This is a genomic window from Cellulomonas jepli (assembly GCF_047229345.1).
GTDB lineage: Bacteria > Actinomycetota > Actinomycetes > Actinomycetales > Cellulomonadaceae > Cellulomonas_A.
The window spans coordinates 17,848-32,388 of sequence record NZ_JBFTER010000010.1; the positions used below are offsets into that span (position 1 = coordinate 17,848).

A 14,541-nucleotide genomic window follows, 5' to 3' on the forward strand; every position below is an offset into this window, starting at 1 on the left:
CGCCCACGCGTCCCCGGTCGGCCGTCCCGGCGGCGGGCACAGGCGAAGGAGCGGCCCCTCGGCTCCGCCCGGGCACCGACCCGGCGTCCGGTGACCGGCGGCTGCCGGGTCAGCCGAGGACGAGCTCCGGCCAGTCGGCGAGGTCGGCGCGCATCTTCCGGTCGTGCGTCGCCACGACGACGGCCGCCGAGGTCGCCCGCAGGGCCTCGGTGAGCTCGTCGACGAGCCCGATCGACAGGTGGTTGGTCGGCTCGTCGAGCAGGAGCACGTGCGGCGCGGCGAGCAGGGCGCACGCGAGGTCGAACCGCCGCCGCTGGCCGACCGAGAGCTCCTCGAGCGGGCGGTCGAGGTCCTCCTCGCTCAGCAGGCCGAGCGAGGCGACCGGCACGAGCCGCGTCGTGTCGAGCGCGCCCGCCTCGAGCAGCTCGAGCGCGCGGCGCGCGTAGGCGTCGAAGCCGCTCTCGCGCTCGGGGGCGCCGGCCCGCGACCCGGCGACCGGTGGCCGCACCCCGCGGGCTCCCCGGCCCGGCGCCACCTCGTCGAGGCCTTCCTGGCCGAGGACGCCCAGGCGCACGCCGGCCGCGACGCTGCGGGTGCCGCGCTCGAGCGCGAGCGTGCCCGCGAGCGCCGCGAGCAGCGTCGACTTGCCCGCGCCGTTCGCCCCGGTCACGAGCAGCCGCCCGCACGGCGCGAGGTCGATGCGGGTCCCCGCGAGGTCGAGCCGGTCGCGCCCACCGGCACCCGCGACCCGGGGCGCCCGGACGTCGAGCAGCGGCCCGCCCGGGTAGCCGTCCGGGACGGACGGCAGGTCGGGGAAGGCGAGCTCGAGCGGCGGGACGGGGACCTCGACGGCCTCGGCCTCGAGCCGCTGCACGAGCCGGTCCGCGGCCTTGACGTGCTGGCGAGCGCGGGTCCCGCGGCGGTGCTTGTCGGAGCCCTTGGGTGGGCGCCACTCGTCGGACAACCCCTCGTACGACGCGTCGAGCCGCTCCGCGAGCCGCACCGCGCGCTTGCGCTCGGCGGTGTACCGGGCGCGCCAGCGCCGCAGCGCCTGCGTCTTGGCGAAGCGGTAGGTCGCGTACCGCGTCGCGCCGTACAGCACGGGGCGCCCGTCCATCGACGGGTCCAGGTCGAGGATCGCGGTCATCACGTCGTCGAGCAGCTGCCGGTCGTGCGTGACGATGACGACGACGCCCGGCCAGCCGCGCAGCTGCGCGGTCAGGTACTCGATGCCGGCGACGTCGAGGTGGTTGGTGGGCTCGTCGAGCAGCAGGATGTCCGCACGCTCGGCCAGGCGGCAGCCGAGGCGCACCCGGTACCGCTCCCCCACGCTGAGCTCGTCGAGGCGTCGACCGGGGTCGCGCGGCGCACCCAGGCGGCTCAGGGCCTCGTCGACCCGGCGGTCCGCGTCCCATGCCGCGAGGTGCTCGACGCGCCCGATCGCCTCGGTCAGCGCGGCGAGGTCGCCGGTCTCGTGATCGAACCCGTCGACGACGTCCTCGAGGCGGGCGGACGCCGCCCGGACCCCGGCGAGCGACTCGCCGACGAGCGTCCCCACCGTCGCCGCCGCTGCGACGTCCAGCTCCTGGGCGACGACCGCCACGGTCCCCGCGCGGCGGACGGCGCCGTCCTGCGGGGTCAGCTCGCCCGCGAGGACCTGCAGCAGCGTCGACTTGCCCGCGCCGTTCTCGCCGACGACGCCCAGCCGCGTGCCCGCGGGCGCCGCGACGTCGACGCGGTCGAGCACCGCGCGCCCGGGGTAGCCGAACGTCACGGCGTCGGCCACGAGGTGCACGGCACCCAGCGCGACCGGGCCGGCAGCCGGGCCGACCGTCGCACCGGGCGGCTGCCCGCGCGTCCCGCCGCGCGTCGCACTCACCGCCCGTCGTCCGCGGTGCCTGCGTCCGAGGCGCCCGCGTCCGAGGCGCCCGCGTCCGGCAGGCCCGCCTCCGCGCTGCCCACCGCCGGTGGGCCGGCGTCCGGTCGGCCCGCGTCCGCGGAGCCCACGTCCGGGGTGCCGCGGCCCGGGCCGCCGTCGCCCAGGACCCGGACCAGCACCGGGACGAGGGCGCGGAACGCCTGCCCGCGGTGGCTGATCGCGTTCTTCTCCGCGGGCGTGAGCTCGGCGCACGTGCGGGTCTCGCCGTCGGGCACGAGGACCGGGTCGTAGCCGAACCCGCCGGCGCCGCGCGGCCCGTGCGTGAGCCGGCCCACGAGGTGCCCGGTCTCGACGTGCTCGAACCCGTCGGGCGTCACGAGCGCCGCGGCGCACGTGAAGCGTGCGCCGCGGTGCTCGGCGCCGATGTCCGCGAGCTGCGCGAGCAGCAGGGCGAGGTTCGCCGCGTCGTCGCCGTGCCGGCCGGCCCAGCGCGCCGAGAAGATGCCGGGCGCGCCGCCCAGCACGTCGACCGCGAGCCCGGAGTCGTCGGCGACCGCCGGCAGCCCGGTGAAGCGTGCGAGCGCCCGCGCCTTGAGCAGCGCGTTCGCCTCGAACGTCACGCCGTCCTCGACGGGCTCCGGGGCACCGACGTCGCGCGCCCCCACGACGCTCGCGGGGTCGAGGCCGGGCAGCGCGGGGCCGAGGATCGCGCGGAGCTCGTCGAGCTTGTGCGCGTTGTGCGTCGCGAGGACCAGCCGGGGGGCGACCGTCATGCGGTCACTGTGCCCGTCACCTCGCCCGCGGGCACGGCCTCGTCGGGCACCGCCTCGGCCGGCGCGGTCCCGGCAGCGGCGTGCACGAGCGTGGACCGCGACGCGCTGCCGTCCGAGGCGGGCGCGTCGAGCGCCGCACGCTGCAGCCGGGTGAGCTCGGCCGTCCCCGCCAGGGCGAGGTCGAGCAGCGCGTCGAGCTCCGTGCGGTCGAACGGCGCGTGCTCGGCGGTGCCCTGCACCTCGACGAACGTGCCCGAGCCGGTCACGACGACGTTCATGTCGGTCTCCGCGCGCACGTCCTCGACGTACGGCAGGTCGAGCACCGGGACGCCGTCGACGATGCCGACGCTCACCGCGGCGACCGAGTCGCGCAGCACGGGCTTCTTGCGGCTGATCGCGCCCTTCTTCAGGCCCCACGCGACCGCGTCGGCGAGCGCGACGTACGCGCCCGTGATGGCCGCGGTGCGCGTGCCGCCGTCGGCCTGCAGGACGTCGCAGTCGAGCACGATCGTGTTCTCCCCGAGCGCGCTCACGTCGATGATCGCGCGCAGCGAGCGCCCGACGAGCCGCGAGATCTCGTGCGTGCGGCCGCCGACCCGGCCCTTGACCGACTCCCGGTCCGAGCGGGTGCTCGTCGCCCGCGGCAGCATCGAGTACTCCGCGGTGACCCAGCCCTCGCCCGAGCCCTTGCGCCAGCGCGGCACCCCCTCGGTGAACGACGCGACGCACAGCACCTTGGTGCCCCCGAACTCGACGAGCACGCTGCCCTCGCCCGCCTCGAGGAACCGGCGGGTGATCGTCACGGGGCGGAGCTGGTCGGGGCGGCGGCCGTCGGGGCGCGTCGCGGGCGTGCCGGAGGTCACGGGAGTCGTGGGGGTCATGCGGACGAGCCTAACGGCGGCCCCGGGCGACGCCGCGGGAGCGCCGGCGGCCGGCAGCGAGGGCGGGTCGGGGCGGGGACGGGCGTCAGAGCACGTGCACGTCGCCGGTCCGGGCGAGGTCGAGCGGGCCCGCGTACACCGCGCGCGCCTCGGCGAGGGCCTCCGCCGGGTCGTTCCACGCGGGGATGTGCGTCAGGACGAGGCGCCCGGCCCGGCCCGCGGCCGCGGCGAGGCCGGCGCGGCGCCCGGTCAGGTGCACGCCGCGCAGCCCGTCGTCCCGGCCCTCGACGTACGCGGCCTCCGCGAGCAGGAGATCGACGCCGTCGGCGAGCTCGGTGAGCCCCGCGCACTCGTCGGTGTCGCCCGTGTACGCGAGCGTCACGGTGCGCGCGGCGTCGTGGTCCGACGGCCCGGTGACGCGGAAGCCGAACGCCGGCACGGGGTGCTCGACGACCACGGGCACGAACGTCAGCGGGCCCACGACGACGGGCACGCCCGGCTCCCACGTGCGGAACGCGAACTGCCCGGACACCTCGGTCGCGGGGTCCTTGCCGGCCATGAGCGCGAGGCGCTCGGACGCACCCTCGGGCGCGTGGACCGCGACCGGCGGGCAGGGTCCGCCGGGCCGGTACCGGCGCAGCACGTTGAGCACCACGAGGTCCGCCACGTGGTCGGAGTGCAGGTGGGACACGGCGATCGCGTCGAGCGCGGTCGGGTCCGCGAGGCGCTGCAAAGGGCCCAGCGCGCCGTTGCCCAGGTCCATGAGCACCGTCCAGGTGCGCACCGTGCCGGTGCGCTCGTCGGGCCCCTCGGCCTGCACGAGGTACCCGGACGCCGCGGCGTCCGGCCCCGGGAACGACCCGGCGCAGCCCACCACCACGAGCCTCATCGTGCGCCCCCCGCGCGGTGTCTCACCGGTGCGCCTGCCAGCGCAGCGCGAGCCGGTCCTCGACCGCTCCGACCTCGGGCCCGAGGAAGCGGCGTGCGAGCACGTGGAACGACTCGGGGTCGCCGGTCGCCAGGAACCGGTGCTCGGGCGGGCCCGCGGCGGGGTCCCGCTCCAGGTCGTGCGCGACGAGCGTGCGGTACACGTCCTTCGCGGTCTCCTCGGCGCTCGAGACGAGCGTGACGCCCTCGCCCATGACGTAGGAGATGACGCCCGTGAGCAGCGGGTAGTGCGTGCAGCCGAGCACGAGGGTGTCCACGCCCGCGTCGCGCACCGGGTCGAGGTACTCGTGCGCGGCAGCGAGGATGTCGGGGCCCGACGTGATGCCCGCCTCGACGAAGCCGACGAACCGCGGGCACGCGCGGGTCACGAGCTCGATGCCCGGCGCGACGGCGAACGCGTCGTCGTACGCGCGGGACTCGACGGTCGACCGGGTCGCGATCACGCCGATGTGCCCGGTCCGGGTGGCGGCGACGGCGCGGCGCGCCGCCGGCAGGACGACCTCGACGACGGGGATGCCGCGGCGCTGGGTGTAGCGCTCGCGCGCGTCGCGCAGGACCGCCGACGACGCGGTGTTGCAGGCGATGACCAGCATCTTCACGCCCGCGTCCACCAGGTCGTCCATGACCTCGAGCGCGTGCGCCCGGACGGCGGCGAGCGGCTTCTCGCCGTACGGGGTGTTGAGCGTGTCGCCGATGTACAGCGTCGACTCCTGCGGGAGCTGGTCGAGGATCGACCGCGCGACGGTGAGCCCTCCGACACCGGAGTCGAAGATGCCGATCGGGGCGTCGTTCACGCGGCCGAGCCTAACGGCTCCGTCGCGGCGGACCGGTGCCTCGCGGGTGTGACGCGCCTCGCGTGCGCGTCGTCGGGGTCACGACGCCGGTCCGACCACCACCGGAGGGTCAGCGCGGGCCTCACCGCGAGCGGCGCAGGTCCTCGAGCATCACGGCGAGCAGCGACTCCTGGAGCCAGCTCAGCGCCGCGTACACCGACCCGAGGTACTGCCGCGCCTGGCCGGCCGCGTCGTCCTCGGCGACCTCTCCCTCGAGCGTCTCGTAGAGCGCGTCGGCGGCCTCCTCGTCGACGATCCCGAGGCGGTCGGCGAGCACGAGCCGGAGGTCGGTGAGCGTCGCCGCGAGCGCCTGCGCGTCGGCGGGCTGCACGACGAGCGCGCCGCCGCGCCCGCCGGTGGCCGTGAGCTGCTGCCACACCGCGCCGAGGCGCGCGATCTTGGTGCGTCGCAGGTCCGCCTCGGTGAGCCGCCGGAACTCGGCGGCGACGGCGGGGTCCTCGCGCGACGCGTCGGGGAGCAGACGGCGCACGGCTGCGTCCTCGGGCGGCGCGACCCACTCCTCGTCCACGCGCAGGCCGAGCGGGTCGGGGTGGGCGCTCGAGGGCGGCGGGCCGTCCTCGAAGCGCGCGGCGCCGAGCAGCTCCGCGACGTCGGCGACGACCGACGCGACGACCTCGCGCTCCTGCGCGTCGAGCTCCGCGACGAACGCCCCACGCTCACGCCGGAAGCCGCGCATCACTGCCCCCCGCGCTGCATCGTCGCCCAGAGACCGAAGCCGTGCATCGCCTGCACGTCGACCTCCATGGTCTCGCGGTTGCCCGTGGAGACGACCGCGCGCCCCTGCTCGTGCACCTGGCGCATGAGCTTCTCGGCCTTGGCGCGCGGGTAGCCGAAATAGGACTGGAACACGTAGCTCACGTAGCTCATGAGGTTGACGGGGTCGTTCCAGACGATCGTGACCCATGCGTCGCCGAGCCCCGTCTGCTCCTCGGCGGCGACGGTCTCCTCGGGAGCGAGCTGGGCGACCACGCGCCCACTCTAGGTGCGGGCGCGACACCCGTCCGCCTACGTTTGCGCCATGAGCGCTCCGCAGACCGCCGCCATGCCCGACGCCGTGGCGGACCGCCGCGCCGCCCGTCACCGCAGCACCGCGCTGCTGACCGACCGCTACGAGCTCACGATGCTCGACGCGGCGCTCACCGACGGGACGGCGTCGCGGCACTGCGTGTTCGAGGTGTTCACGCGGCGGCTGCCCGCCGGACGCCGCTACGGCGTGCTCGCGGGGACGGGCCGCGTGCTCGAGGCGCTCGCCGACTTCCGGTTCGAGGAGACCGAGCTCGAGTGGCTCGCCAGGGCGGGCGTCGTGAGCGCGTCGACCCTCGACTTCCTCGCCGGCTACCGGTTCACGGGGTCGATCACGGGCTACGCCGAGGGTGAGATGTTCTTCCCGCAGTCCCCCGTGCTGGTCGTCGAGGGCACGTTCGCCGAGGCGGTGCTGCTCGAGACGCTCGTGCTCTCGGTGCTCAACTACGACTCGGCGGTCGCGTCCGCCGCGTCGCGCATGACCAGTGCGGCGATCGGGCGGCCCTGCCTCGAGATGGGGTCGCGGCGTGCGCACGAGGACGCGGCGGTCGCGGCGGCCCGGGCCACCGCCGTGGCGGGCTTCGCGGCGACGTCCAACCTCGAGGCAGGCCGCCGCTACGGGATCCCGACGATCGGGACCGCCGCGCACGCGTTCACGCTCCTGCACGACGACGAGGAGTCGGCGTTCCGCGCGCAGGTCGCGACCCTCGGGCCGGGCACGACGCTGCTGGTCGACACCTACGACGTGCGCCGCGGCGTCGAGACCGCGGTCCGGGTCGCGGGTCCCGGGCTCGGTGCCGTCCGGCTGGACTCGGGCGACCTCGGGGTGCTCGCGCACGAGGTGCGCGCCCAGCTCGACGCGCTCGGGGCGACGGGGACGCGGATCGTCGTGACCTCGGACCTCGACGAGCACGCGATCGCGTCGCTCGCGGTCGCGCCGGTCGACTCCTACGGCGTGGGGACCTCGGTCGTGACCGGGTCCGGCGCCCCGACGTGCGGGATGGTCTACAAGCTCGTCGCCCGCGAGGGGCGGGACGGGACGCTCGAGCCGGTCGCGAAGGCGTCGCGGCTCAAGACGAGCGTCGGGGGCCGCAAGGGTGCGGCGCGCCGGCTCGACGACGAGGGCCGGGCGGTCGAGGAGGTGCTCGTCACGGGGGCCGACTCGGACGTCACGTCCTGGAGCCCGGAGGACCAGACGATGCGCCCGCTGCACGTGCCGCTCGTGGTGCACGGCGCCGTCGACACGCGCTGGACCGGGGCCGCGGGCGTCCGGACGGCGGCAGAACGACACCGGGCCTCCCGAGACGAGCTGCCTCGGGGGGCCCGGCGTCTGTCCGCGGACGAGGCCGCGGTCCCGACGGTGACGCTGCGGCTGGGTGGGGGGACCGCCGCCGCGGACGTCGCGTCGTAGGTGTTAGATGCGTGCGCCGCGGCCACGGCCGACGAGGCCGAGGATCAGGCTGACCACGAGGACCGCGACACCGATCCAGAGCAGGAACTGGCCGATCTCGGTCGCGACCCCGAGCACGATGAGGACGACGCCGACGAGGATGAGCAGGAGCCAGGACGGCATGATGCGCCCCTTCCGTTCAGACGGCCCGGAGGCCGTTCGCTTCAGCTGACCGGGGGTACCCGGTGCTGGGTGATGGCTCAACCGTGGCACTGCCCCTTCGGGCCGGCATCCGCTGCGTTGCACTTGCGTCCGGGCCCGTCGCTGGTAAGTGGTCGCGCGTCCAGCGCGCTGAACTGCAGGAACGCTTCGATGAGAGATCAGTGAGAGCGCGCAAGACCCTGTCCATCATGTGAGACGCCGCGCGGGGAGTGCCAGGCTCCGGCCCGCCGGACGAGCGCTCAGCGCTTCCCGACGAACCAGCCGCGGAGCATCTCGACGCGCGCCGCGAGCTGGTCCGGGTCCGCGAGCGCGACCTCCGGACCTCCGCAGCGGCGGCGCAGCTCGGTGTGCACAGCGCCGTGCGGCTGACCGCTGCGCCGCGACCACGCGCCGACGAGCTGCGCGAGCTCCTTGCGCAGCTCCGCCTGCTTGCGGTGGTCCATCTCCGCGAGCCGCTCGGCCTCCTGCTGCGCGCTGGCCTTCGGGCGCCGCTTGCCGCTGAGCTGGTCGGCCTGGCGCTGCCGCAGCAGCGTCGTCACCTGGTCCGCGTCGAGGAGCCCCGGCAGCCCGAGGAAGTCGAGCTCCTCCTCGGAGCCCACGTCCGCGCCCGTGCCGAACTCGCCGCCGTCGAACAGCACGCGGTCGAACGACGCCTGCGCCTCGAGCGCCTCGAACGACCCCTGCAGCCCGTCGGGGCCCACGGCGTCCGCTCCCCCGCGAGCCGAGTTCGCCGCGGCCAGCAGGGCGTCCTCGGGGTTGTAGTCGTCGCCCTGCTCCTCGGCGGTCAGCGGGCGGTCGAGGGCGTGGTCCCGCTCGGCCTCGAGCGTGTTGGCGAGCGCGAGCAGCTGCGGCACGCTCGGCAGGAACACCGACGCGGTCTCGCCGCGCCGACGGGCACGCACGAAGCGCCCGACCGCCTGGGCGAAGAACAGCGGCGTCGCGGTGCTCGTGGCGTAGACGCCCACCGCGAGCCGGGGGACGTCGACCCCCTCCGAGACCATGCGCACCGCGACGAGCCAGCGCGAGTCCGACGCGGAGAACTCGTCGATCCGGTCGCTCGCCCCGTCGTCGTCCGAGAGGACGACCGTCGGCGAGGTCCCGGTGAGGCGCGCGAGGTGCCCCGCGTACGCGCGCGCGTCGGTCTGGTCGGTCGCGATCACCATCGCGCCCGCGTCGGGGACCGAGCGCCGGACCTCGGTCAGCCGGCGGTCCGCGGCGGCGAGCACCGACGGGATCCACTCGCCGTTCGGGTTGAGGGCCGTGCGCCACGCCTGCGCGGTCATGTCCTTGGTCAGGGCCTCGCCCAGGCGCGCGCTGATCTCGTCGCCCGCCTTGGTGCGCCAGCGCATCGCGCCCGAGTACGACAGGAAGATCACCGGCCGGACGACGTGGTCGCGCAGCGCGTCGCCGTAGCCGTAGGTGTAGTCCGCGGCGCTGCGCCGGATGCCGTCCTCACCGCGCTCGTACGTGACGAACGGGATCGCCGCGGTGTCCGAGCGGAATGGCGTGCCGGTCAGCGACAGGCGTCGCGTCGCGCCCTCGAACGCCTCCCGGACCGCGTCGCCCCACGAGAGGGCGTCGCCGCCGTGGTGCACCTCGTCGAGGATGACCAGGGTCGGTGCGGCGCCCGTGCGTGCGGCGTGCAGCGCGGGCTTGCTCGCGACCTGCGCGTAGGTGACCGCGACGCCGTCGAACCCGTGGCCGTGGCGGCCCTGCGCGTTCTTGAAGTTCGGGTCGAGCGTGATCCCGACGCGCGCGGCGGCGTCCGCCCACTGGCGCTTGAGGTGCTCGGTCGGCGCGACCACCGTGACGCGGCGCACCGCACCCGCCTCGAGCAGCTCGGTCGCGATCCGGAGCGCGAACGTCGTCTTGCCGGCGCCGGGCGTCGCGACCGCGAGGAAGTCGCGCGGGTTGCGCGTGCGGTACAGCTCGATGGCCTCGGCCTGCCAGGCGCGGAGCTTGCCCGCGGTCCCCCACGGCGCGCGCGCCGGGAACGCCGGCGGCAGGTGCTGCGCGGCCGACGTGGACGCGTGCGTCGAGGGGACGGAGGGCAGGCGCTGGGGCGCGCTCACTTCCCGCCGGAGGAGTCGCCGGAGCCCTTGTCGTCCTGCGGCGGGCGCAGGCCGTCGTAGATCTCCTTGCACACCGGGCAGACCGGGAACTTCTTGGGGTCGCGCCCGGGGACCCAGACCTTGCCGCACAGCGCGATCACGGGGTTCCCCGAGAGCGCGGAGGCCATGATCTTGTCCTTGCGGACGTAGTGGGCGAACCGCTCGTGGTCACCCGGCTCGACCTGCTCGGTCGTCTCGGACCGCTCGAGGACGCTCGTCGAGGTGCCCGAGCCGGGGTCGGCCCCGAACGGGTCGTCAGGACCGGTGCTGGGGGGCAGGGGCTCGCTCATGGGGTCCGAGTCTACGGCGCCGGACCGACACCGCCGAGGTCCGCCCGCCCGCGCGTCGGGCCGGCGACCGGCGTCGAGCCCGCTCCGCCCCGACGACCCAGGCAACACCGGGGCCGCCGGGCCGCCTGGGCCGCGACTACATTGACGCACTGACTAGTCAGGCGTACTTTCTAGTCATGCCGACCGACGCCCACCCCCGCCCCGCGTCGCCGCCGGTCCCGACCGAGCCGTGGCCCGGTGAGTGGCTGCGCGGCGCGCTCGAGGTCTGCGTCCTCGCGGTGCTCGACGAGGGACCCACGTACGGGTACGCCATCACCACGCGCCTCGAGGAGCTCGGGCTCGGCGTCGTCAAGGGCGGGACGCTCTACCCGCTCCTCGCGCGCCTCGAGGAGTCCGGCGCCGTGACCGTCGAGTGGCGCCCCGGGGACGGCGGGCCCGGGCGCAAGTACTTCACCCTGACCGACCGCGGACGGACGGCGCTCGCGACGCGGGGCGCGGCCTGGACGCGCTTCGCCGCCACGACGGCCGCGGTCGTCGCCGACGCGGCGGCGCGGCACGCGACCGCAGGGCGCCCAGCACCCGTCGGGCCGGCCGAGCCCCGCACGTCCGCCACCACGACCCGCAGCTGAGAGAGGCCACCATGACCACGACCCAGCGGCTCCCCCGCGCCTGGCGCGACGAGCTCGTCCTCACGCTGCGCGAGCGCGACGTGTCCGGCGCCGACATCGGCGACGCGCTCGCGCACGTCGAGTCGTTCTGCGCCGACGCCGGCCAGGACGCCGACGAGGCGTTCGGGCCGGCGCGCGACTACGCGGCGAGCCTCCGGCTGCCGAGCGGCTCGCCGACCCCCACGCCCGGACCGCTGCTGACGCGCGCGATGCTGCTCCGGTACGCCGTGGGGATGGTCGCCGTCGCCCTCGTCGGGATGTCGGCCGCCTCCTGGGCGCGCGCCGAGCCGCTGCGGCTCGGCGCGGCGCACCTCGCCGTGACGGTCGTCGCGCTCGTCTGCCTGGGGCTCCTGGTCCGCCACCTGACCACGTTCGTCCGCTGGTGCACCACGCGCTCGTGGGTCGCGTGGATCGTGACGCAGGCCGGGGCGTGGGTCGCGGTCGGCCTCGGCTTCCTCGCCGCGCACCTGCTGCCCGGCGTCGGGGTCACCGTGCCCGCCGCACCGCTCACGGCGGTCGCCGCCGCGGTCCTCGTCGTGCCGGCCCTCGTCGCCCAGCTCCGCGGCTCGCTCGACGACGCGGACGTCGTCGCCGGCCCGCTCGAGGACCCCGCCGCGGTGGGCCGTCGCTCGCGCCGAGCGAACACGCTGCTGACGTGGGCACTGCCCCTGTGCGGCCTCGTCTCGGCGGGCCTCACCCTGGGCCTGGACCAGCTCCTGCGCGGCTGACGGCGCCGGCGGGAAGCACGCGGCACCCCCACGCGTTGTCGCCCCCATGGAACTCGGCTTCTACACGTTCGGCGACATCCACCCCGACCCGGTGACCGGCGCGGTCACCGACCCGGCGCAGCGCCTCGCCGACGTGCTCGAGCGCGTGCGGCTCGCCGAGCAGGTCGGGCTCGAGTACGTGGGCATCGGCGAGCACCACCGGCCCGACTACGCGATCTCCTCGCCGTCGACCGTCATCGCGGCGGCGCTCGCGCAGACGGAGCGGATCACGGTCGGCAGCGCCGTCACCGTCCTGTCGACCGAGGACCCGGTCCGCGTGTTCCAGCAGTTCGCGACGATGGACCTGCTCTCGCGCGGTCGGGTCGAGCTGCTCGCCGGGCGCGGCTCGTTCATCGAGTCCTACCCGCTGTTCGGCGCGTCGCTCGACGACTACGACGCGCTGTACGACGAGAAGATCGTGCTCCTGCTCCGCCTCGACGCCGACGAGCGCGTCACGTGGTCCGGCCGGTTCCGCCCGGCCCTCGACGACGCGCTCGTGCTGCCGCGCCCGTACGACCGGCCGGGCCGCGGTCGCCACCTGGACATCGCCGTCGCCACGGGCGGGAACCCCGAGTCCTCGGTGCGCGCGGGCGTGCTCGGCCTGCCGATCAGCTACGCGATCATCGGCGGGCAGCCGGCCCAGTTCGCGCCGCTCGTCGAGCTCTACCGCAGCGCGCACGAGCAGTCCGGGCACGACGCGTCGACCCGGAAGGTGTCCGTCGCCGGCATGGGCTTCCTCGCGGACGACGGGCGCGCCGCGCGCGACTTCTTCTACCCGTACTGGCACGACTCGATGCGCCGGATCGCCTCCGAGCGCGGGTTCGCGATGCCGAACCGCATCTCGTTCGAGTCCCAGGCGGCCCGCGGCGGCGCCTACTTCGTGGGCGGTCCGGAGGAGGTCGCGGAGCGCATCGTGGCGCTGCACGAGGTGCTGGGCCACGACCGGCAGGCGTTCCAGATGGACCTCTCGGGCGTGCCGCAGAAGGAGTCGCTGCGCGCGATCGAGCTGCTCGGCACCCGCGTCGCCCCGCTGGTGCGGGAGGCCCTCGGCGGCTGACCAGCGCGGGGCCGTGGGCGCGCTCTCGCAGGTCAGCGCGCTGCCGTGAGACATCTCTCACGTTGTACAACGGTCATTGACGGCATTTCGGACGCCCGTCTACCTTGACGACGCCGCGTGCGGTCGTCGCCTCCCCCGATCGACGTCCTGCGTCAGCGCGGCCTCCCCCGCTGCGCCCCCGCGCGGCGGACGACGGAAGGTAGTGAGCGTGAACATGCAGCAACTCCGACGTGCGCGAGGCGGCCGGTCGGCCTGGTCCCGCACCGTCGCCACCCTCGTGGTCGGCGCGGTCGCCGCCCTCGGCGGCGTGGCCTTCGCCGGCTCCGCGCAGGCAGCGCCCAGCATCGACACCGGCTCCTGGTACTCGCTCGTCAGCTGGCGCAGCAAGAAGGCGGTCGACGTCGCCGGGTCCTCGACCGTCCCCGGCACGGCCGTCGCGCAGTGGACCCCCACGGGTGCGACGAACCAGCAGTTCCAGTTCGTCGCCGTCGGCAGCGGGTTCTACGAGGTCCGCGCGCGGCACTCGGGCCTCGCCCTGACGATCGCGACCGGCTCCGGCTCGCTCGCGACGCAGTCGACGAGCACGGGTGCGGCGACCCAGCAGTTCACGGTCGCTGCCGGCTCCTCGGGCCGCATCAAGCTCGTCAACCGTGCGAGCGGCCTCGCGCTCCAGGTCGTCGGCGCGTCGAAGGACAACGGCGCACGCCTCGAGCAGGCTGCGGACACGAACGCCAACCACCAGCAGTTCACGCTCGTCGCCCAGGGCAGCGCCCCGAGCCCGACGACGCCGGCGCCCACCGCGAGCGCGACGCCCAGGCCCACGACGAGCGCCACGCCCAAGCCGACTGCGAGCGCGACGCCCAAGCCGACCGCCACCTCGCAGCCGACCACGCCGCCCGCGACGGGCGCCTGGCCCACGCCGACGTCGTCGCAGAAGGTCTCGGCGACCATCGAGATCAGCGGCACGAAGGACATGGGCCTCGTGCGCTACCACGGCATCTCCTCGGGCGACCAGGGCGAGAGCCAGCCGCCGATGTTCAAGCTCGCCGACGGCGCCGTGCTGCGCAACGTCATCCTCGGCACGGGCGCGGGTGACGGCATCCACTGCACCGGCACGTGCACGATCGAGAACGTGTGGTTCGAGGACGTCGGCGAGGACGCCGCGACGTTCAAGGGCACCTCGGCCTCGCAGACCATGACCATCAACGGCGGCGGCGCCCGCTCCGCGTCGGACAAGGTGTTCCAGCACAACGGCCCGGGCACCTTCGTCATCAAGAACTTCCAGGTCTCGGACATCGGCAAGCTCTACCGCTCGTGCGGCAACTGCTCCAAGCAGTACGCCCGCACCGTCGTCGTCCAGAACGTCACCGTGACCGCCCCGGCGAAGTCGCTCGTCGGGATCAACTCGAACCTCGGTGACAAGGCCACGCTCTCGGGCCTGACCATCGTCGGGGACTCCTCCAAGAAGATCGCGATCTGCGAGGAGTACAAGGGCGTCACCTCGGGCGAGCCCACCAAGGTCTCCTCGGGGCCGTCCGCCGCGTGCGGGTACACCCCGTCCGCGATCGTCTACCGGTGACGCCGGGGCCGCTCGCCGGCCCCGACCCAGCCGCACCCCCTCGGTGACCTCGGTCACCCCAGGAACCACGCCCGGTTCGCCGCACCCCCCCTGCGGCGG

14 protein-coding genes and 1 pseudogene are annotated in these 14,541 nt (G+C 75.3%); 5 read left to right on the forward strand and 10 right to left on the reverse strand.

Annotated features, from left to right (window positions below; genetic code table 11):
- Positions 1-109 precede the first annotated feature (109 nt).
- The 7 genes and pseudogenes from AB6N24_RS04020 to clpS form a co-directional block, all read right to left on the reverse strand.
- Positions 110-1,795, reverse strand: a complete 1,686-nt coding sequence (locus tag AB6N24_RS04020) for an ATP-binding cassette domain-containing protein (RefSeq protein WP_412868186.1) — start codon at positions 1,793-1,795, stop codon at positions 110-112.
- Positions 1,796-2,037: 242 nt separating this feature from the next.
- Positions 2,038-2,652 (reverse strand): annotated as a pseudogene (rdgB, locus tag AB6N24_RS04025) (RdgB/HAM1 family non-canonical purine NTP pyrophosphatase); the annotation flags it as partial.
- Complete coding sequence (gene rph / locus AB6N24_RS04030; protein ID WP_412868136.1) at positions 2,649-3,533, reverse strand: ribonuclease PH; 885 nt, start codon at positions 3,531-3,533, stop codon at positions 2,649-2,651. The gene rph and the pseudogene rdgB, both read right to left, overlap by 4 nt.
- Before the next feature lie 85 nt (positions 3,534-3,618).
- Positions 3,619-4,422, reverse strand: a complete 804-nt coding sequence (locus AB6N24_RS04035) for an MBL fold metallo-hydrolase (RefSeq protein ID WP_412868137.1) — start codon at positions 4,420-4,422, stop codon at positions 3,619-3,621.
- Between the two features lie 22 nt (positions 4,423-4,444).
- Positions 4,445-5,275 (reverse strand): glutamate racemase, encoded by an 831-nt coding sequence (murI, locus tag AB6N24_RS04040; RefSeq protein WP_412868138.1) that lies wholly within the window; start codon positions 5,273-5,275, stop codon positions 4,445-4,447.
- 121 nt (positions 5,276-5,396) lie between these two features.
- Positions 5,397-6,011: a DUF2017 domain-containing protein gene (locus AB6N24_RS04045; protein WP_412868139.1), complete on the reverse strand. Its 615-nt coding sequence runs from the start codon at positions 6,009-6,011 to the stop codon at positions 5,397-5,399.
- A complete protein-coding gene (clpS, locus tag AB6N24_RS04050; protein WP_412868140.1) occupies positions 6,011-6,304 on the reverse strand; it encodes an ATP-dependent Clp protease adapter ClpS in 294 nt (97 codons plus the stop codon). Before clpS ends, AB6N24_RS04045 begins: the two co-directional genes overlap by 1 nt.
- Positions 6,305-6,377: 73 nt before the next feature.
- Between clpS and AB6N24_RS04055 the strand changes: the two genes are divergently transcribed.
- Positions 6,378-7,769 (forward strand): nicotinate phosphoribosyltransferase, encoded by a 1,392-nt coding sequence (locus AB6N24_RS04055; RefSeq protein ID WP_412868187.1) that lies wholly within the window; start codon positions 6,378-6,380, stop codon positions 7,767-7,769.
- A 3-nt stretch (positions 7,770-7,772) separates the two neighbouring features.
- Here the strand turns inward: AB6N24_RS04055 and AB6N24_RS04060 are convergent, their stop codons facing one another.
- The 3 genes from AB6N24_RS04060 to AB6N24_RS04070 form a co-directional block, all read right to left on the reverse strand.
- On the reverse strand, positions 7,773-7,931 hold the full coding sequence (locus tag AB6N24_RS04060) for a hypothetical protein (RefSeq protein WP_258726559.1): 159 nt from the start codon (positions 7,929-7,931) through the stop codon (positions 7,773-7,775).
- A 278-nt stretch (positions 7,932-8,209) separates the two neighbouring features.
- Positions 8,210-10,042, reverse strand: a complete 1,833-nt coding sequence (locus AB6N24_RS04065) for a DEAD/DEAH box helicase (RefSeq protein ID WP_412868141.1) — start codon at positions 10,040-10,042, stop codon at positions 8,210-8,212.
- Positions 10,039-10,371, reverse strand: a complete 333-nt coding sequence (locus AB6N24_RS04070; protein ID WP_258726557.1) for a DUF3039 domain-containing protein — start codon at positions 10,369-10,371, stop codon at positions 10,039-10,041. Before AB6N24_RS04070 ends, AB6N24_RS04065 begins: the two co-directional genes overlap by 4 nt.
- A gap of 176 nt (positions 10,372-10,547) precedes the next feature.
- Between AB6N24_RS04070 and AB6N24_RS04075 the strand changes: the two genes are divergently transcribed.
- From AB6N24_RS04075 to AB6N24_RS04090, 4 genes are all read left to right on the forward strand, one after another.
- The gene (locus AB6N24_RS04075; protein ID WP_412868142.1) at positions 10,548-11,000 is read left to right on the forward strand and encodes a PadR family transcriptional regulator; all 453 of its coding nucleotides are present in this window, start codon (positions 10,548-10,550) and stop codon (positions 10,998-11,000) included.
- Positions 11,001-11,011: 11 nt separating this feature from the next.
- Positions 11,012-11,767, forward strand: coding sequence for a hypothetical protein (locus tag AB6N24_RS04080; protein ID WP_412868143.1), 756 nt, complete (start codon positions 11,012-11,014; stop codon positions 11,765-11,767).
- A gap of 46 nt (positions 11,768-11,813) precedes the next feature.
- Positions 11,814-12,863, forward strand: coding sequence for an LLM class flavin-dependent oxidoreductase (locus AB6N24_RS04085; RefSeq protein WP_412868144.1), 1,050 nt, complete (start codon positions 11,814-11,816; stop codon positions 12,861-12,863).
- A 214-nt stretch (positions 12,864-13,077) separates the two neighbouring features.
- Entirely contained in the window at positions 13,078-14,442 is a 1,365-nt protein-coding gene (locus tag AB6N24_RS04090) for a pectate lyase (protein WP_412868188.1), read from the forward strand.
- Positions 14,443-14,541: the final 99 nt, after the last annotated feature.

Coding starts and splice junctions, on each gene's coding strand:
- AB6N24_RS04080 (WP_412868143.1), top strand. CDS start 11,012: ATGACCACGACCCAGCGGCTCCCCCGCGCCTGGCGCGACGAGCTCGTC.
- AB6N24_RS04055 (WP_412868187.1), top strand. CDS start 6,378: ATGCCCGACGCCGTGGCGGACCGCCGCGCCGCCCGTCACCGCAGCACC.
- AB6N24_RS04035 (WP_412868137.1), bottom strand. CDS start 4,422: ATGAGGCTCGTGGTGGTGGGCTGCGCCGGGTCGTTCCCGGGGCCGGAC.
- AB6N24_RS04085 (WP_412868144.1), top strand. CDS start 11,814: ATGGAACTCGGCTTCTACACGTTCGGCGACATCCACCCCGACCCGGTG.
- AB6N24_RS04045 (WP_412868139.1), bottom strand. CDS start 6,011: ATGCGCGGCTTCCGGCGTGAGCGTGGGGCGTTCGTCGCGGAGCTCGAC.
- AB6N24_RS04060 (WP_258726559.1), bottom strand. CDS start 7,931: ATGCCGTCCTGGCTCCTGCTCATCCTCGTCGGCGTCGTCCTCATCGTG.
- AB6N24_RS04090 (WP_412868188.1), top strand. CDS start 13,078: ATGCAGCAACTCCGACGTGCGCGAGGCGGCCGGTCGGCCTGGTCCCGC.
- rph (WP_412868136.1), bottom strand. CDS start 3,533: ATGACCCCCACGACTCCCGTGACCTCCGGCACGCCCGCGACGCGCCCC.
- AB6N24_RS04070 (WP_258726557.1), bottom strand. CDS start 10,371: ATGAGCGAGCCCCTGCCCCCCAGCACCGGTCCTGACGACCCGTTCGGG.
- AB6N24_RS04075 (WP_412868142.1), top strand. CDS start 10,548: ATGCCGACCGACGCCCACCCCCGCCCCGCGTCGCCGCCGGTCCCGACC.